Here is an 18,348-nt window from a genome sequence, read left to right as displayed (position 1 = left end):
AAACTCAGAAAACTTCTGGGTCTTGCAGCCGGATGGCAGAATGTCCAACATAATACCCTAACCCGACGGAGCGAAAAAAAGAACTTTGCCATGAAATTAAATAGCCGAGCGCAATCTGCACAGAATCCGCACAACCACTCCCCGATCGTGCTGGTCCACGGTCTGTTTGGCAGCCTGGACAACCTGGGCATCCTCGCCCGCGACCTGGTCGCCGACCACGATATTCTGCAGGTCGATATGCGCAACCACGGTTTGTCGCCGCGGTCGCCAGAGATGACCTACCCCGCGATGGCGCAGGATCTGCTCGATACGCTCGACGCGCACCAGATTGAGCGCGCCACCTTTATCGGCCATTCGATGGGCGGCAAAGCGGTGATGGCGCTGACCGCCCTGGCGCCGGAGCGCATCAACGGTCTGGTGGCGATCGATATCGCCCCGGTGGATTATCATGTTCGCCGCCATGATGAGATCTTCGCCGCTATCCGCGCCGTCAGCGAATCCGCCGCCAGCACCCGCCAGCAGGCGGCGCAGGTGATGCGCGAGCATCTGCAGGAAGAGGGGGTGATTCAGTTCCTGCTGAAATCTTTCGTCGATGGCGACTGGCGCTTCAACGTCCCGGTGCTGTGGGACCAGTACCCGCATATCGTCGGCTGGGAAACCATCCCGGCCTGGCCGCATCCGACGCAGTTTATTCCCGGCGGCAACTCACCCTACGTGACCGACGCCTACCGCGACGCGCTGCTGGCCCAGTTCCCGCAGGCCCGGGCCCACGTCATCGCCGGCGCCGGACACTGGGTCCATGCCGAGAAACCCGAAGCGGTGTTGCGCGCGATCCGCCGCTATCTCACGAGCATTGGCGCCTGATTGGCTAAAATATGCCCGACCGCGCCGCAGAATGCCCGCGGTCGTTGGCGCAGCCGTTCGCCTGATGTATGATGGCGCGCTATCTGCGCCGGCTAGAGCCCGGCAGCTTGTTTCCCCGAAGTCACTCAGAATCATGGCAAAAGAACAAACGGACCGTACGACATTAGATTTGTTCGCAAACGAGCGTCGCCCGGGAAGACCAAAAACCAATCCGCTGTCGCGCGATGAACAACTGCGCATCAACAAACGTAATCAGCTGAAACGCGATAAAGTGCGCGGGCTGAAGCGCGTGGAGCTAAAGCTCAACGCCGACGCGGTCGATGCGCTTAACGAACTGGCGGAAGCGCGTAATATGAGCCGCAGCGATCTCATCGAAGAGATGCTGATGACGCAATTAACCGCCCTGCGCAGCCAGGGAAAAGTCTAACTTTCCGCGAAAAATCCGCATTCATGTAGCAGAGTGTGCAGTCGGGCGTGATTGCTGTTTCCGCGTCCTTGCCTGTTCTGCTATGATTGCCGTTATCTGTGGGCATCGCGTCCCTACCACATCATTTAAGTTTCAAGAGGTTATTTTACTCATGGCAATCATCGGCATCTTTTTTGGCAGCGACACCGGCAACACCGAAAATATTGCAAAAATGATTCAAAAGCAGCTTGGTAAAGATGTTGCTGATGTTCACGACATTGCCAAAAGCAGCAAAGAAGATCTGGAAGCCCACGACATCCTGCTGCTCGGCATCCCGACCTGGTACTACGGTGAAGCCCAGTGTGACTGGGACGACTTCTTCCCCACGCTGGAAGAGATCGACTTTAACGGCAAGCTGGTGGCGCTGTTCGGCTGCGGCGACCAGGAAGACTACGCAGAGTACTTCTGCGATGCGCTGGGCACCATCCGCGACATCATTGAGCCGCGCGGCGCGACCATCGTTGGCCACTGGCCGACTGCCGGCTATCACTTCGAGGCCTCCAAAGGCCTGGCGGATGACGACCACTTCGTCGGCCTCGCCATTGATGAAGACCGTCAGCCGGAACTGACCAACGAGCGCGTTGAGAAGTGGGTGAAGCAGGTGGCTGAAGAGCTGCACCTCGAAGAAATCAAAAACGCCTGATAATTAAGCGGCGCAATCATTGAGTTGCGTCGTATTAATAGACAAAAGCAATCAAACTAATAGCTACAAGTTTTTAACTTTTAATCACATATCTGTACAATGTCCTCTGATTCTACGAGGCACGTGACGCAGTTTGTAGCTGGTGCCTCGTTTTTGACAGCAAACCAGGCCCGATGCTTGCAGTTTTCATTTACCAGTGGCAGTTCTATAATGAGACGCATTACGTCGGGTTAATTTCTGTATGACTTCCGTTGAAGGAAGTAGATCGTTTAGCAACAGGACAGATTCCGCATGACTGACAACAATACCGCATTAAAGAAGGCTGGCCTGAAAGTCACACTTCCTCGACTGAAAATCCTTGAAGTGCTGCAGGAACCGGATAACCATCATGTCAGTGCGGAAGACTTATATAAACGCCTGATCGACATGGGCGAAGAGATTGGTCTGGCGACCGTTTACCGCGTCCTCAACCAGTTTGATGACGCCGGTATCGTGACTCGTCATAATTTTGAAGGCGGTAAATCCGTTTTCGAACTGACCCAGCAGCATCACCACGATCACCTGATCTGCCTCGACTGCGGCAAAGTGATCGAATTCAGTGATGACTCTATCGAAGCGCGCCAGCGTGAAATCGCTTCCCGTCACGGCATCCGCCTGACCAACCACAGTCTGTATCTGTACGGTCACTGTGCGGAAGGTGATTGCCGCGAGGACGAACACGCCCACGACGCGGTGGAAAAGTAATTCCCTGCTTCGCCTGCTCTGAAAAGCCAACCAGCCGGTTGGCTTTTTTATGGGCGCTTCTGCCGCGCTTCCCGCTCACGTCCCGGCGGCGACCCTCGCGAGTCCCCGCTTTGTCCGGAGAGTTGATATGGAACTTCGCCAGCTACGCTATTTTACGCGCATTGTTGAAACCGGCAGCATGGGCCGCGCCGCGCTCGATCTGAATATCGGCGTCTCGGCGCTCAGCCAGCAGATCGCGCGTCTGGAAAATGAGCTGTCCATTCGCCTCCTGCAGCGAACCTCTCGCGGCGTGACGCCCACCAGCGCGGGCCTCGCTTTCTACTCACAGGCGCAGCTGGCGCTACGTCATGCCGATGATGCCATCCTCGCCGCCCGCGAGGCGCGGCTGTCGGGCCACGTCAGCGTCGGTATGGCCCCCAGCACCGCCTCCGTTCTTGGCGTGCCGTTCATCAACGCGATGCGCGAGAGCTACCCCGACGTTCGCCTGCACCTGGTGGAAAGCCTCTCCGGGAATCTGGAGCGGATGATCAACACCCGCCAGCTGGATTTAGCCATCGTCTTCCAGCAGGAGAAGATCCTGCGCTGGAGCGCCAGACCGGTGCTCGAAGAGCGCCTGTTTCTGATCGGCACCCATGCGCTGTTGGCCTCGCTGCCGGATGACCCTGTTTCCCCTGACCAGCTCACCACCCTGCCGCTGATTATGCCAAGCCAGGGCCACGGCCTGCGCGGCAGGCTGGAGGCGGTTTGCCAGCAGCACAGCCTCAGCGTTGAGGTGGTGGCGGACATTGACGGTCTGGCCCTGCTGATGCAGGCCGTGCGCAGCGGACTGGGCGCCACTCTGCAGCCCGGGGCCGCTATTTCCCACCTCGACCATCAGGCGCTGAGGGTGATCGGCATCGCTAATCCGGTCCTCAGCCGCCCCAACTTTCTGGTCAGCCTGTCGGATGATGAGCTCACCCCGGCAGGCCTTGCGGCACGGGTCATACTAAGCAAAGTCATGCGCCAGCTGGTGGAGTCCGATCGCTGGCCAGGCGCCACCCTTTACGTTAACTAAACCCCTCTTTAGCGTTACGCCATAGCGCCCCGTCGCCGTTACCGCCTACATTCCCATTACAAATTTAACAATCCATTAAATTGTAAGGGAGCCGATAATGGTGGATGTACTGGTCATTGGCGGCGGCAATGCCGCGCTATGCGCCGCCTTAACCGCCCGGGAAGCCGGCGCCTCGGTGCTGCTGCTGGAGGCGGCGCCGCGGGAGTGGCGAGGCGGCAATTCGCAGCACACGCGTAACCTGCGCTGTATGCACGATGCGCCGCAGGACGTGCTGGTCGACAGCTATCCGGAAGAGGAGTACTGGCAGGATCTGCTGCGCGTCACCGAAGGGAACACCAACGAAGCGCTGGCCCGGCTGGTGATCCGCACCTCGTCACAGTGCCGGGACTGGATGCGTCAGCACGGGGTTAACTTTCAGCCGCCGCTCTCCGGCGCCCTGCACGTGGCCCGCACCAACGCCTTTTTTATGGGCGGCGGCAAAGCGCTGGTCAATGCCTATTACCGCAGCGCAGAGCGGATGGGGGTGCAGATCCGCTACAACACGCCGGTGCAGGCTCTGGAACTGCGCAACGGTGAATTTGTCGCCGCGCTGGCGGGCGAGGAACGGATTGTCGCGAGAAGCTGCGTCCTCGCCGCCGGCGGATTTGAATCCAACCGCGAGTGGCTGCGCGAGGCCTGGGGGCAAAATGACCGCGGCGAATGGCCCGCCGATAACTTTCTCATCCGCGGCACGCGCTTCAACCAGGGGGTGCTGCTCAAGTTTATGATCGACGCCGGGGCCGATATCATCGGCGATCCTTCCCAGTCCCACTGCGTCGCCATTGACGCCCGGGCGCCGCTCTATGACGGCGGGATCTGCACCCGCGTCGACTGCGTTTCGCTGGGGGTGGTGGTCAACCGCGATGCCGTGCGCTTTTATGATGAGGGGGAAGATTTCTGGCCTAAACGCTACGCCATCTGGGGCCGACTGGTCGCCCACCAGCCTGGACAGATCGGCTACTCGATCATCGACAGCAAAGCCATCGGCCACTTTATGCCCCCCGTCTTTCCCGGCGCTCAGGCCAATACCATCGCGGAACTGGCCCGCCAGTTGGGGCTGGACGGCGAACGCTTAGCGCAAACCATCGCCGACTATAATGCCGCCTGCGCGCCGGGCCAGTTCGATCACACCCGCCTGGATAACTGCGCGACCTCTGGCCTCACGCCGGCGAAAACCCACTGGGCGCGCCCCATCGATACGCCGCCTTACTACGGCTACGCCCTGCGTCCGGGGATCACCTTCACCTACCTCGGGCTCTACGTCGACGACACCGCCGCCGTCCATTTCGCCGGTCAACCTAGCCGTAATCTGTTCGTCGCCGGGGAAATGATGGCCGGCAACGTGCTGGGCAAGGGCTACACCGCCGGCGTCGGGATGTCGATCGGCACCACCTTCGGCCGCATCGCCGGCCAGCAAGCCGCCCGGGCGGCGCAGCAGGAGAAACACCATGAAGTCGCTTGAAAAGCTGATCATTGACGCGCAGATCATCACCGAACCGGAGGCGGAAGTCGAACGGGTGATGCAAGTGTGTAACGCCTGCCGCTACTGCGAAGGGTTTTGCGCCGTGTTCCCGGCGATGACCCAGCGCCTGGCCTTTGGCAAGGCGGACATCAACTATCTGGCTAACCTGTGCCATAACTGCGGCGCTTGCCTGCATGCCTGCCAGTATGCGCCACCGCACGAGTTCGCCATTAACGTGCCGAAGGCGATGGCCGAAGTCCGGCTCGAGACCTATCAACACTACGCCCAGCCCGCCGCCTTTGGCAGCCTGTACCGCCGGGCCGGCATGACCACCGTGCTGGCGCTGGTCGGCGGCCTGATTGTCTTTCTGCTGCTGGCGATGGGGCTCAAAGGCTCGCTGCGCCATCCGCCGCTGGCGGGCGACTTCTACCAGATATTCCCCCATAACCTGCTGGCGTGGATGTTTGGTTCGGTCTTTGTGCTGGCGATTGGCTTACTGATGAGCGGGGTGATCCGCTTCTGGCGCGAGATCTCCCCGGGCCAGCCGCAACCGATTGATATTGCGAAGGCATCCCATGATGCGCTGACGCTGAAATATCTCGACGGAGGCCACGGGAAAGGCTGCAACGAAGCCGATGACGCCTTCACCCTGCTGCGCCGCCGTTTCCACCACTGCACCTTCTACGGCTTTATGCTCTGTTTCGCCGCCACCGTGGTGGCCACGGGCTATCACTATATCGCCGGCCAGGAAGCCCCCTACCCGTTCTTCAGCCTGCCGGTGCTGCTCGGCACCCTCGGCGGCATCGGCCTGCTGGTCGGTCCGGCGGGCCTGCTGTGGCTGAACCTGCGCCGCTCGCCGCTGCACGGCGACGCGCGGCAGAAACCGATGGATCGCGGATTTATTCTGCTGCTGCTGCTGACCAGCTTCACCGGCCTGGCGCTGCTGGCGGGGCGGGATACTTCGTGGATGGGCGTCCTGCTCGCCATCCACCTCGGGGTGGTGATGGCCCTGTTCTTAACCCTGCCGTATGGAAAATTTGCCCACGGATTTTATCGCTGTGCGGCGTTACTCAAGTGGGCGATTGAGAAACGCCGCGGAAAACAGGCGGGCGTCGCCGGCGACTGACCTGCCCCTCTGCACCCGATAACAACAAGATAAAGACAATGGAGAGCACCCCCTATGACCCAACAACCCACTCGCGCCGGCACCGTCGGCGCTATCCTCCGCGTGACCAGCGGGAATTTTCTCGAACAGTTCGACTTCTTCCTGTTTGGCTTTTACGCCACCTATATCGCCCGCACCTTCTTTCCGGCGGAGAGCGAGTTCGCGGCGCTGATGCTCACCTTTGCGGTATTTGGCTCGGGCTTCCTGATGCGTCCTATCGGCGCGGTGGTGCTCGGCGCTTATATCGACAGAATCGGTCGCCGCAAAGGGCTGATGGTCACCCTGGCGATCATGGGCTGCGGGACGCTACTCATCGCCCTGGTCCCTGGCTATCAGACTATCGGCGTGCTGGCGCCGATCCTCGTGTTAGTGGGCCGTCTGCTGCAGGGCTTCTCGGCGGGCGTCGAGCTTGGCGGAGTGTCGGTCTATCTCTCTGAAATCGCTACGCCGGGCAATAAAGGCTTCTATACCAGCTGGCAGTCCGCCAGCCAGCAGGTGGCTATCATCATGGCGGCGCTGATCGGCTATGCGCTGAACGCCACGCTGGAACATGAGGAGATTGCCGCCTGGGGCTGGCGCATCCCCTTTTTTATTGGCTGTATGATCATTCCGCTGATTTTCGTGCTGCGCCGCTCGCTGCAGGAGACCGAGGAATTCCTGCAGCGTAAACATCGCCCGGATACCAAAGAGATCCTGACCACCATCGCCAGAAACTGGCGCATTATTACCGCGGGGACGCTGCTGGTAGCGATGACCACCACCACTTTCTACTTTATTACTGTCTATACGCCAACCTACGGCAGAGCAGTGCTGCACCTCAGCGCCCGCGACAGCCTGCTGGTCACCATGCTGGTGGGCATCTCCAATTTTATCTGGTTACCGATTGGCGGCGCGATCTCCGATCGGATCGGTCGTCGCCCGGTGCTGATGGGGATTACCGTGCTGGCGCTGCTCACCACCTGGCCGGTGATGCACTGGCTCACCGCCGCGCCGGATTTCACCCGTATGACGCTGGTCCTGTTGTGGTTTTCCTTCTTCTTTGGCATGTATAACGGCGCGATGGTGGCGGCGCTCACCGAAGTGATGCCGGTTTATGTCCGCACCGTGGGCTTTTCGCTGGCCTTCAGCCTCGCCACCGCCATCTTCGGCGGCCTGACGCCGGCTATCTCCACTGCCCTGGTCGAGCTTACCGGCGATAAAAGCGCGCCGGGATGGTGGCTGATGTGCGCTGCGCTGTGCGGGTTCATCGCCACCGCGCTGCTGTTCGTGCGCCTGAGTCGCGGCTATCAGCCGGCGGAGAGTCAGCGCTAAAAAAACAAACGGGCGGAGATAGACTCCGCCCGTTTGCCGCTGCCGTCTGGCTTAATGGGTGGTGTTATTGCTGCGGATCTCTTTCCAGATCTGGTCGCAGCGCGCTTTCACCGCCTGATCGTTACCGGTACGGGTAGCCTGGATACACTGCTGATAATCCAGTACCCGGACGCTCTCCTGGTTAGCAAACTGCTGGTGCTGTTTATCCTCTTTCAGGACATTCAGTACGCTCTGGCAGGCTTCAATTTTGTCCGGATTGCCTTCCGCCGTATTAATACAGGCGCTATAGGCATCTTTCAGTTTGGTGTCTTCTTTCGGTGCCGGCGACGTGGTGCAGGCCACCAGAGCCGATGCCATCATGGCAATAAGCAGCATTTTTTTCATTGTCGTTCTCCCAGAGGTGCGGCAGGCTCACGCCCGCCGCGCAGGCATCAGAAAATTGTGAACGGGGCGATAACCATGAACTTCACGTCGCGCTCATCCTGGAAGATGTTGCCGTAGCCGCCGCTCCAGCTCGGAATATCGGAATGGTTGTCGTACTGGGTAAAGTGCAGTTTAAACAGCGTGCCCTTCGCCCGGCCTTCCTGCACGGTATACAGCGCATCCAGGCTGTAGGCCGACTCTTTCAGACGGTAATCAGCGTCATAGTAGGCGTCCGGGGAGGACATTTTGCCCGGCTTCGCATCCCAGGCGTACACATAAGACGCGCCAAACGCCCAGCCCGGCATATCCCAGTTTTTCATGTCATACATCGCGCCGAAGAAGACCGCTTTTTCGCCGTTGGCGTTGAAGTCGGAGCGGTTATCCCACCAGATATCGAGACGACCGTTGGAGGAGGCGTAGGTCGGGGTCATACGCTGCAGGAAGTAGCCCTGCTGGCCATCGGCCTTCACCCAGGTCCCTTCCAGACGCAGATCCAGCACATCCGCCACTTTATAGCCAAAGGTTAACGCCTGCAGCCATGCGGTGCCGTCATAGATGTCGTTGACCCCGCCGTTGCTGACCTTATCGCGAGTGCCGTAGAACTGGTAGCTGGTGCTCAACGGCGCGCCGGCGACGTCAAACTTGTAGCTGGCTTTAGCAAAGTACTGATCGATATAGCCCTGAGCCTGACCAAATGCCGCCTCCAGCACCAGGTCGTTTTTGAAATCATATTTGGCGCCGACGGAGTGGAGATAATCGACTTTGGTCTTCTTATCGTTCTGGTAGAAATCATCCATCTCAATATGCCATGGCGCTTTATACTCGTTCGTCCACATGTAGGAGAAACTTAACGCGCCCGCGGTGCCATAGTCGAAGTTGGCCCCGGCTTCCGCCCCCTGATAGGTACCCGGCATAAAGCTCCAGTGCGGCGCCAGCAGGGTCTGACCGGTTGGCTGGATGTAGCCCGCGCGCGCCCACGCCGGACCGTATTTGAATTTCGCAGCGGCTTTATACAGGCTGATGCCGCTCTTATCGCCGGAGTAGTCTTCGTCATAGGCTTTGTTACGCGACGAGAAGGCGATTTCGTTCGGGTGGCCGCTGTCGCCGTTCTCCGCCATTTCAATCGCGGTAAACGCCGCAATATCAAGGCCAAACATATCGGCGGCATAGCCGGACTGGAAGTCCAGGTTGGCGTTCCAGGTGGAGTGGGAAAGGTTGGTTTTGTATTTGCCGCCGTCGGTCACATCTTTACGGTCACGCTCACGCTGCCAGTAATAGATACCGCCGGTTAAAGTAGAATCATCGATAAAGCCTGCTGCGCTGGCCTGCGGAATCACAACCCAGCCCGACATCGCGGTGACGGCGGCAATAGCCAGCGCCAGCGTACTACGTTTGCCACTAAACGTACGCATGTGCATATCCTCTTTGACGTTTTAAAAGGCGAAGACCAGGGGGTCATTCGCTAAAAAAAATAAATAACACTGCAAAATGTGGGGCGGTGAAAAAGGCCGCGAAACCACTGTAGATAGACTATTTTTCGTGACGCGAATTATCAATGTTTTTCGTGAGGCAAAGCTTAAGATTATGACAAAGCGCACATAATTTATGTCGTTTTGTTACAGTCTTATCTCTGATGATTTTGTCATGGAAGTCATTGCAAAATCAGGGAAAAACGCAAAACCTGAAAGCGATTACATTGGTTTTTTGTATGAGACAGGAAATATCAGAAGCGTTATTTATTTCCGGTTTGAAACAGAATTAATTCGCTTCGCGAAAATAAAAAGAGTAATTGGCTGATTCTGAAACAAAAAAAGCGCCGCAGAGTGCGGCGCTTTGACGGTAGGGAAACGGTTATTCGCCCGCTTTCGCCCAGGTATCGCGCAGACCGACGGTGCGGTTAAACACCAGACTGGTTGCGGTTGCATAGCGGCTGTCGAGGCAGAAGTAACCTTCACGCTCAAACTGGTAAGCTTTACCGGCTTCCGCCTGCGCCAGGCTCGGCTCCGCGTAACCCTGTTTGATCACCAGCGATTCCGGATTGATCACCGCGAGGAAATCCTCCGCTGCACCCGGGTTTGGTACGCTGAACAGGCGATCGTAGAGACGGATCTCTACCGGCAGCGCATGCGCCGCGCTCACCCAGTGGATCACGCCTTTGACCTTGCGGCCGTCAGCCGGATCTTTACTCAGGGTGTCGGCATCGTAGGTGCAGAAGATAGTGGTGATATTGCCTTCGGCATCTTTCTCCACGCGTTCCGCTTTGATGACGTAGGCGTTGCGCAGACGCACTTCTTTGCCCAGCACCAGACGCTTGTACTGCTTGTTGGCTTCTTCACGGAAGTCCGCGCGGTCGATCCAGATTTCCGCGCTGAACGGCACTTCGCGGCTGCCCATCTCCGGCTTGTTCGGATGGTTCGGCATCGCCACCATTTCGCTTTCGCCCTGCGGGTAGTTCTCGATAACCAGTTTCACCGGATCGATCACTGCCATCGCGCGCGGCGCGTTTTCGTTGAGATCTTCGCGAATGCAGGACTCCAGCGACGCCATCTCAATAGTGTTGTCCTGCTTGGTCACGCCGATGCGCTTGCAGAATTCGCGGATGGATTCGGCGGTGTAGCCGCGACGACGCAGACCGGAGATGGTCGGCATACGCGGATCGTCCCAGCCTTCCACGTGCTTCTCGGTCACCAGCTGGTTCAGCTTACGCTTGGACATCACCGTGTATTCAAGATTCAGGCGCGAGAATTCGTACTGGCGCGGGTGAACCGGGATGCTGATGTTGTCCAGCACCCAGTCGTACAGACGACGGTTGTCCTGGAACTCCAGGGTACACAGCGAGTGGGTAATGCCTTCCAGCGCATCGCTGATGCAGTGGGTGAAGTCGTACATCGGGTAGATGCACCACTTGTTGCCGGTCTGATGATGCTCAGCGAACTTAATGCGGTACAGCACCGGATCGCGCATCACGATGAACGGCGACGCCATATCGATCTTCGCGCGCAGGCAGGCCTTGCCCTCTTCGAAGCCGCCGCTGCGCATTTTTTCGAACAGCGCCAGGTTTTCTTCCACGCTGCGGTCGCGATACGGGCTGTTCTTACCCGGCGCTTTCAGGGTGCCGCGATATTCACGAATTTCATCAGGAGAGAGTTCATCAACATAGGCCAGGCCTTTGTTGATCAGCTCAACCGCATACTGATGCAGCTGATCAAAGTAGTCAGACGAGTAGCAAACGTCCCCGGACCAGTGGAAACCTAACCACTGCACGTCGTTTTTAATCGACTCCACGTATTCGATATCTTCTTTCACCGGGTTGGTGTCATCGAAACGCAGGTTGCATTGGCCCTGATAATCCTGGGCGATGCCGAAGTTCAGGCAGATGGATTTCGCATGGCCAATGTGCAGATAACCGTTCGGCTCCGGCGGGAAGCGGGTGTGAACGGTGGTGTGCTTACCGGTAGCCAGATCTTCATCAATGATCTGACGGATAAAGTTAGTCGGGCGGGCTTCTGCCTCACTCATCACGGGTTCCTCAAAGCGTAAACAACGTATAACGGCACATGATCTTACAAGCAGGGCGTAGTGACAACTATTAGTTACGTAAAATAGGTATCAGAAGAGGATTATGGGGCCGACTGCTGCAAAAAAAAGCGGCGAAGGTTTCCCTTCGCCGCTGAGGCATAAACTCGACTCAGGAGCCTTACTTGCCTTTAATCTCATACAGCGGCGTCTGGCCGGCAACGACCTTACCGCTCGCCAGTATCACCAGCGCGCTGTAGTCATCGCTGTTGCTGCAGACCACCGGGCTAATCATCGAGCGCGCGTTGGCGTTGAGGAAGTCCAGATCCATTTCCAGAATCGGCTCGCCCGCCTTCACGTCCGCGCCCTCTTCAACCAGACGTTTGAAGCCCTTGCCTTCCAGCGCCACGGTGTCGATACCCATGTGGACAACGATTTCCGCACCGTTGTTGGTTTCGAGGCAGAACGCGTGGTTAGTGTTGAAAATTTTCACCACGGTACCGGCGGCCGGGGCCACCACGATGTTGCTGGTCGGTTTCACCGCGATACCGTCGCCGACGGCTTTGCTGGCGAAGGCTTCGTCCGGCACCTGTTCGAGGGCCACCACGTCACCGGTAATCGGCGAAACCAGCGACTCAACGGTCTTCGCGTTCGCTACCGCCTGCGGTTTAGCCGCGGGCGCTGCGGTGGCGACGTTGCCAGCCGGTGCGGCTGCCGCTGCCGCTACCGGGCCGCGGGTCACCACTTTTTTCATCTCATCGCCGATAGACTCTGCCTTCGCGCCGACGATAACCTGGATGGTTTGCTTATTCAGTTTCACCACCCCGGACGCGCCGAGACGTTTACAGGCGGCGTCGTTGACTTTCGCCGAATCGCCCACGGTCAGGCGCAGACGGGTGATACAGGCGTCAATCGCTTTCAGGTTGTCCGTTCCGCCCACTGCGGCGATATAGCTGGTCGCCAGCTGGGTCAGGCCTTCTTCAGTGTTGCTGTTCGCTTCTTCCGTAACCACGTCAGCGGCTTTGTCTTCACGACCCGGCGTTTTCAGGTTGAACATGCGGATCACCGCGCTGAACAGCAGGAAGTAGATGAAGAAGAACACCACGCCCATCACCAGCAGCATCCAGACGTTTTTGCTGGCGGCCGGCAGGCTGTACATCAGCACGTAGTCAATAGCGCCTGCGGAGAAGGAGAAGCCCGCATGAATGCCCAGCGCCGTTGCGATGAACAGGCTGATACCGGTCAGTACCGCGTGCAGGAGGTACAGCAGCGGAGCCAGGAACATGAACAGGAATTCCAGCGGCTCGGTTACCCCGGTCAGGAACGCGGTGATGGCAACAGACAGCAGCATACCGCCCACCATCGGACGACGCGCTTTCGGAGCGGCCAGATACATCGCCAGCGCAGCGCCCGGCAGACCAAACATCATGATCGGGAAGAAGCCGGACATGAACATCCCCGCGGTGCCGTCGCCGGCGTAGAAGCGGTTGATGTCGCCGTGGAACACGGCGCCTGCGGCGTTCGTGAACTCACCAATCTGGAACCAGGCGATGGTGTTCAGCACCTGATGCAGACCGGTCGGGATCAGCAGACGGTTGATAAAGCCGAAGATACCGGAACCCAGCGCCCCTGCGGAAACGATCCACTCGCCGCCCGCATGGATAGCGTGCTGCACCGGCGGCCAGACGTAGCCGAAGAGCGCCGCGAGGATCAAACAGAAGAAGCCGGTGGCGATCGGCACGAAGCGTTTGCCGCCGAAGAAGCTCAGGAAGTCCGGCAGCTTGATGCCGGCCCAGCGATTGTACACCGCCCCTGCTACCAGACCGGTAATGATACCGGCCAGTACGCCCATGTTGATTTCCGGATTGATGGTGACCATCGCTTTGGTCATCACGAAATAACCTACTGCCCCGGCCAGCGCCGCAGAACCGGCGTTATCCTTGGACCAGCTTGACGCCACACCGATAGCAAAGATCAGCGCCAGGTTGTCGAAGATAGCCCCACCCGCTTGCGCGATGAAGGGTACATTCAACAGGTCTGGTTGCCCGAAACGCAGCAGCAATGCCGCGACCGGCAGCACTGCGATAGGGAGCTGTAACGCCCTACCCAGTCGCTGAAAGAAACCTAAAATATTCATCTTATTCCCCCTATGAGACCCCGATGAGGCTCATTTTCAAAGCCACTTTTTTATTGTGTAACAAGGTCGGTTTTATCACTTACCGGCAAAGTGTGTGAAAAATTAATTCGTATCGCAAATTAAACGGGTATTTTTTGTGATAATTATCACCAAATATCGTATTCACCCCTCCCTTAGACTGGCTAACATCGAAAACTTATTTTATCATTCAAAAAATCAACACGGATTGACCCCGGTCGGCGCAGTTGCTGCAATACTCTCCTCAGAGTGCTGGCGCCAATCCGCCAGATTCTACTTTTAACTATAGAGGTGAAGAATGAGACTGATCCCCCTGGTAACCGCTGAGCAGGTCGGTAAATGGGCTGCCCGCCATATCGTGAACCGCATTAATGCATTCAAACCAACCGCGGACCGTCCGTTCGTGCTGGGTCTGCCGACCGGCGGCACACCGCTCACCGCCTACAAGGCGCTGGTTGAAATGCATAAAGCAGGCCAGGTTAGCTTCAAACACGTTGTCACCTTCAACATGGATGAATACGTTGGCCTGCCGAAAGAGCATCCGGAAAGCTATCATAGCTTCATGCACCGTAATTTCTTTGACCACGTTGATATTCCGGCAGAAAATATCAACCTGCTGAATGGTAACGCGCCGGACATCGATGCGGAATGCCGTCGCTATGAAGAAAAAATTCGTTCCTACGGTAAAATCCACCTGTTTATGGGCGGCGTGGGCAACGATGGCCACATCGCGTTCAACGAACCGGCCTCTTCTCTGGCGTCCCGCACCCGTATTAAGACCCTGACCCATGACACCCGTGTGGCGAACTCCCGCTTCTTCGACGGCGACGTGGATCTGGTGCCGAAATATGCGCTGACCGTCGGCGTGGGCACCCTGCTGGATGCAGAAGAAGTCATGATTCTGGTGCTGGGCCATCAGAAAGCGCTGGCGCTGCAGGCGGCAGTTGAAGGTAACGTCAACCACATGTGGACCATTACCTGTCTGCAGCTGCATCCGAAGGCGGTGATCGTCTGCGACGAACCGTCCACCATGGAGCTGAAAGTGAAGACGCTGAAATATTTCAACGAATTAGAAGCTGAAAATATTAAAGGTCTGTAATGTAGTCGCGTCCCGCGACTTTGCGCGGGACCATCTTTTTCTTTGTATGCATCATCAGGCCGGCGGCAAACGAACGTTCCCGGGCCTGATGAGGCGTATATACCGGGGGTCGTAATGTATGCATTAACCCAGGGCCGGGTTTATACCGGTCATGAAATTCTCGATGACCATGCGGTTGTTATCGCTAATGGCCTTATCGAACGTCTTTGTCCGCTGGCAGATTTGCCGTCTGACATCGAGCAGCGCTCAGTCAACGGCGCGATCCTCGCCCCCGGTTTTATCGACGTCCAGCTCAACGGCTGCGGCGGCGTGCAGTTTAACGACAGCCCTGACGCGGTCACTGTCGAAACGCTGGAGATCATGCAGAAGGCCAACGAACGCTCAGGCTGCACCAGCTTCCTGCCGACGCTGATTACCTCCAGCGACGATCTGATGAAGCAAGGCGTCCGCGTGATGCGCGAATACCTGCAAAAGCACCCGAACCAGGCGCTGGGTCTGCATCTTGAAGGACCGTGGCTGAATATCGTTAAGAAAGGCACCCACAATCCCGACTACGTGCGTAAACCGGACGCGGCGCTGGTCGATTTCCTGTGCGACAACGCCGATGTGATCACCAAAGTGACCCTCGCCCCTGAGCGCGTCGAGCCGGAAGTGATCCGCAAACTGGTCGCCGCCGGGATCGTCGTCTCCGCGGGCCACTCCAACGCCACGCTGAAAGAGGCGAAAGTGGGCTTCCGCGCGGGCATTACCTTCGCCACCCACCTGTATAATGCGATGCCGTACATTACCGGCCGCGAACCGGGTCTGGCCGGGGCGATTTTTGACGAGCCGGATGTCTACTGCGGTATTATTGTCGACGGGATGCACGTCGATTACGCCAACGTGCGCAACGCCAAGCGCCTGAAAGGCGACAAACTGTGCCTGGTCACCGACGCCACCGCGCCGGCGGGGGCGAATATTGACCAGTTCATTTTTGCCGGGAAAACAATATACTACCGCAACGGGCTGTGCGTAGATGAAAACGGCACCCTCAGCGGATCTTCCCTGACCATGATTGAAGGGGTGCGTAATCTGGTTGAGCATTGCGGTGTGGCGCTGGACGAAGTATTGCGGATGGCGACGCTCTATCCCGCGCGCGCCATTGGTGTGGACAAGCAGCTCGGCAGCATTGCGCCGGGTATGGTCGCTAACCTGACCGCCTTTACACGCGATTATAAAATCACCAAGACCATCGTTAATGGTAACGAGGTCGTCACTGAGTAAGTAAAAGTATGACAGCAGGCGGACAAGCTCAAATTGGTAACGTTGACCTCGTAAAACAACTGAACAGCGCGGCCGTGTACCGCCTGATTGACCAGCATGGGCCTATCTCGCGCATTCAGATCGCGGAACAAAGCCAGCTTGCCCCTGCCAGCGTGACCAAAATCACGCGTCAGCTTATTGAGCGCGGCCTGATCAAAGAAGTCGATCAGCAGGCCTCCACCGGGGGGCGCCGCGCCATCTCCATCATTGCGGAGACGCGTAACTTCAACGCCATTGGCGTGCGCCTTGGCCGCTATGACGCCACCCTGACCCTCTATGATTTAAGCAGCAAGACCCTGGAGGAGGAGCATTTCCCGCTGCCCGAGCGCACCCAGGAAACGCTGGAACACGCCCTGCTGAATATCATCGCCACTTTTATCGAAAACTGTCAGCGCAAAATCCGCGAGCTGATCGCCATCTCGGTGATCCTGCCGGGGCTGGTGGATCCGGAAAGCGGCGTGATCCGCTATATGCCGCACATTGCGGTGGAAAACTGGGGCCTGGTCGGGGCGCTGGAAAAACGCTTCAACGTTACCTGCTTTGTCGGGCACGATATCCGCAGTCTGGCGCTGGCCGAGCACTATTTTGGCGCAAGCCAGGACTGCGAAGACTCCATTCTGGTGCGCGTGCACCGCGGCACCGGGGCGGGGATCATCTCCAACGGACGCATTTTTATTGGCCGTAACGGCAACGTGGGCGAAATTGGCCATATTCAGGTCGATCCGCTGGGCGAACGCTGCCACTGCGGCAACTTCGGCTGCCTGGAGACCGTCGCGGCGAACGCCGCCATCGAACATCGCGTTCGCCATCTGCTGGACCAGGGCTACCAGAGCCGCCTGACCCTCGATGACTGCACGATCAAAACCATCTGCAAAGCGGCCAACAAGGGCGATGCCCTGGCCTGCGAGGTGATCGAGTACGTAGGGCGTCACCTCGGAAAAACGATCGCCATCGCCATCAACCTGTTCAATCCGCAAAAAATCGTCGTCGCCGGCGAAATTGTGGAAGCCGAGAAAGTGCTGCTCCCGGCCATTGAGGGCTGCATTAACGCCCAGGCGCTGAAGGCGTTTCGTAAGAACCTGCCGGTGGTGCGCTCCACCCTCGATCATCGCTCAGCGATTGGCGCCTTCGCGCTGGTCAAACGCGCCATGCTCAATGGCACGCTGCTGCAGCGCTTGCTTGAGAGCTAATCGCCCCCCTTTATAGATAAGCGCGTCGCTCTGTCACTGGCGGGCATCGCCCGTCAGAGGTGTGAAACCGCATCGATGACGCGTATAGTTTCGTCTTTGTTAATGATTCTGGACCCACCATGACCATTCAAAACATAATTTGTGATATTGACGGCGTGCTGATGCACGATAACGTCGCCGTTCCCGGCGCTGCCGAGTTTATCAAGCGCATCCTCGATAAAGGCATGCCGCTGGTGATGCTGACCAACTACCCGTCGCAAACCGGCCAGGATCTGGCGAACCGTTTCGCCACCGCCGGGATTGAGGTGCCGGATAGCGCCTTTTACACCTCGGCAATGGCGACGGCCGATTTTCTGCGCCGCCAGGAAGGCAAGAAAGCCTATGTGGTGGGTGAAGGGGCGCTGATCCACGAGCTGTATAAAGCCGGCTTTACCATTACCGATGTCAACCCGGATTTTGTCATCGTCGGGGAAACCCGCTCCTTTAACTGGGAAATGATGCATAAGGCGGCCTTCTTTGTCGCCAATGGCGCCCGCTTCATTGCCACCAACCCGGATACTCACGGTCGCGGCTTCTACCCGGCCTGCGGCGCTCTGTGCGCCGGGATCGAGAAGATCTCCGGCCGTAAGCCGTTTTACGTCGGTAAACCCAGCCCGTGGATCATCCGCTCAGCGCTTAACAAAATGCAGGCCCACTCCGAACAGACGGTGATCGTCGGCGACAATCTGCGCACCGACATTCTGGCCGGCTTCCAGGCGGGGCTGGAGACCATTCTGGTGCTCTCCGGCGTCTCGACCCTCGACGACATCGACAGCATGCCGTTCCGCCCGTCGTGGATCTACCCTTCCGTCGCGGAAATCGATATTTTCTAATGCCAGCCACGTCTCAGGACGTGGTTGTTCATTTCTGACGCCG

Annotated in this window: 16 protein-coding genes; 12 read left to right on the top strand and 4 right to left on the bottom strand. The window is 58.0% G+C overall.

The genetic code is table 11. The features are described 5' to 3' along the window. Window positions 1-90 precede the first annotated feature (90 nt). From ybfF to ACOI7Z_RS01185, 8 genes are all read left to right on the top strand, one after another. Complete coding sequence (ybfF, locus tag ACOI7Z_RS01220) at window positions 91-864, top strand: esterase (protein WP_023288857.1); 774 nt, start codon at window positions 91-93, stop codon at window positions 862-864. Window positions 865-997: 133 nt separating this feature from the next. Then, window positions 998-1,291: a LexA regulated protein gene (gene ybfE / locus ACOI7Z_RS01215; protein ID WP_002894767.1), complete on the top strand. Its 294-nt coding sequence runs from the start codon at window positions 998-1,000 to the stop codon at window positions 1,289-1,291. A 151-nt stretch (window positions 1,292-1,442) separates the two neighbouring features. Beyond that, window positions 1,443-1,973 (top strand): flavodoxin FldA, encoded by a 531-nt coding sequence (fldA, locus tag ACOI7Z_RS01210; RefSeq protein WP_002894765.1) that lies wholly within the window; start codon window positions 1,443-1,445, stop codon window positions 1,971-1,973. Between the two features lie 291 nt (window positions 1,974-2,264). Beyond that, window positions 2,265-2,717 carry a ferric iron uptake transcriptional regulator gene (fur, locus tag ACOI7Z_RS01205; RefSeq protein ID WP_004885952.1) on the top strand — a complete coding sequence of 151 codons (453 nt, stop codon included), beginning with the start codon at window positions 2,265-2,267 and terminating at the stop codon, window positions 2,715-2,717. A gap of 127 nt (window positions 2,718-2,844) precedes the next feature. After that, window positions 2,845-3,771, top strand: a complete 927-nt coding sequence (gene tcuR / locus ACOI7Z_RS01200) for a tricarballylate utilization LysR family transcriptional regulator TcuR (RefSeq protein ID WP_023288855.1) — start codon at window positions 2,845-2,847, stop codon at window positions 3,769-3,771. Between the two features lie 97 nt (window positions 3,772-3,868). Next, complete coding sequence (tcuA, locus tag ACOI7Z_RS01195) at window positions 3,869-5,272, top strand: FAD-dependent tricarballylate dehydrogenase TcuA (RefSeq protein ID WP_023288854.1); 1,404 nt, start codon at window positions 3,869-3,871, stop codon at window positions 5,270-5,272. Further along, window positions 5,259-6,398 carry a tricarballylate utilization 4Fe-4S protein TcuB gene (tcuB, locus tag ACOI7Z_RS01190; protein WP_023288853.1) on the top strand — a complete coding sequence of 380 codons (1,140 nt, stop codon included), beginning with the start codon at window positions 5,259-5,261 and terminating at the stop codon, window positions 6,396-6,398. Before tcuA ends, tcuB begins: the two co-directional genes overlap by 14 nt. A gap of 54 nt (window positions 6,399-6,452) precedes the next feature. After that, window positions 6,453-7,748 carry an MFS transporter gene (locus ACOI7Z_RS01185; RefSeq protein WP_023288852.1) on the top strand — a complete coding sequence of 432 codons (1,296 nt, stop codon included), beginning with the start codon at window positions 6,453-6,455 and terminating at the stop codon, window positions 7,746-7,748. Between the two features lie 51 nt (window positions 7,749-7,799). Here the strand turns inward: ACOI7Z_RS01185 and chiQ are convergent, their stop codons facing one another. The 4 genes from chiQ to nagE all read right to left on the bottom strand — a co-directional run bounded on the left by chiQ (window position 7,800) and on the right by nagE (window position 13,824). Beyond that, the gene (gene chiQ / locus ACOI7Z_RS01180; protein ID WP_023288851.1) at window positions 7,800-8,132 is read right to left on the bottom strand and encodes a ChiQ/YbfN family lipoprotein; all 333 of its coding nucleotides are present in this window, start codon (window positions 8,130-8,132) and stop codon (window positions 7,800-7,802) included. 47 nt (window positions 8,133-8,179) lie between these two features. Next, the gene (gene chiP / locus ACOI7Z_RS01175; protein ID WP_087849761.1) at window positions 8,180-9,583 is read right to left on the bottom strand and encodes a chitoporin ChiP; all 1,404 of its coding nucleotides are present in this window, start codon (window positions 9,581-9,583) and stop codon (window positions 8,180-8,182) included. A 439-nt stretch (window positions 9,584-10,022) separates the two neighbouring features. Then, entirely contained in the window at window positions 10,023-11,690 is a 1,668-nt protein-coding gene (gene glnS / locus ACOI7Z_RS01170) for a glutamine--tRNA ligase (RefSeq protein ID WP_004885933.1), read from the bottom strand. Window positions 11,691-11,868: 178 nt separating this feature from the next. Beyond that, window positions 11,869-13,824 carry a PTS N-acetyl glucosamine transporter subunit IIABC gene (gene nagE / locus ACOI7Z_RS01165; protein ID WP_087849762.1) on the bottom strand — a complete coding sequence of 652 codons (1,956 nt, stop codon included), beginning with the start codon at window positions 13,822-13,824 and terminating at the stop codon, window positions 11,869-11,871. Window positions 13,825-14,140: 316 nt separating this feature from the next. Here nagE and nagB point away from each other — a divergent pair, with 316 nt between their 5' ends. From nagB to ACOI7Z_RS01145, 4 genes are all read left to right on the top strand, one after another. Continuing rightward, the gene (nagB, locus tag ACOI7Z_RS01160; protein WP_012542446.1) at window positions 14,141-14,941 is read left to right on the top strand and encodes a glucosamine-6-phosphate deaminase; all 801 of its coding nucleotides are present in this window, start codon (window positions 14,141-14,143) and stop codon (window positions 14,939-14,941) included. Window positions 14,942-15,055: 114 nt separating this feature from the next. Beyond that, window positions 15,056-16,204: an N-acetylglucosamine-6-phosphate deacetylase gene (gene nagA, locus ACOI7Z_RS01155; RefSeq protein WP_032455137.1), complete on the top strand. Its 1,149-nt coding sequence runs from the start codon at window positions 15,056-15,058 to the stop codon at window positions 16,202-16,204. 8 nt (window positions 16,205-16,212) lie between these two features. Continuing rightward, the gene (gene nagC / locus ACOI7Z_RS01150) at window positions 16,213-17,433 is read left to right on the top strand and encodes a DNA-binding transcriptional regulator NagC (protein ID WP_032455136.1); all 1,221 of its coding nucleotides are present in this window, start codon (window positions 16,213-16,215) and stop codon (window positions 17,431-17,433) included. 119 nt (window positions 17,434-17,552) lie between these two features. Continuing rightward, entirely contained in the window at window positions 17,553-18,305 is a 753-nt protein-coding gene (locus tag ACOI7Z_RS01145; RefSeq protein ID WP_023288846.1) for an HAD-IIA family hydrolase, read from the top strand. The last annotated feature ends 43 nt before the right edge of the window (window positions 18,306-18,348 follow it).

It is taken from the genome of Klebsiella sp. C283, from assembly GCF_048822555.1.
In the GTDB taxonomy this organism is placed as follows: Bacteria; Pseudomonadota; Gammaproteobacteria; order Enterobacterales; family Enterobacteriaceae; genus Klebsiella; species Klebsiella quasipneumoniae.
Note: the sequence above shows the minus strand (reverse complement) of the source record. Positions and strands in the feature narration are given on the sequence as shown.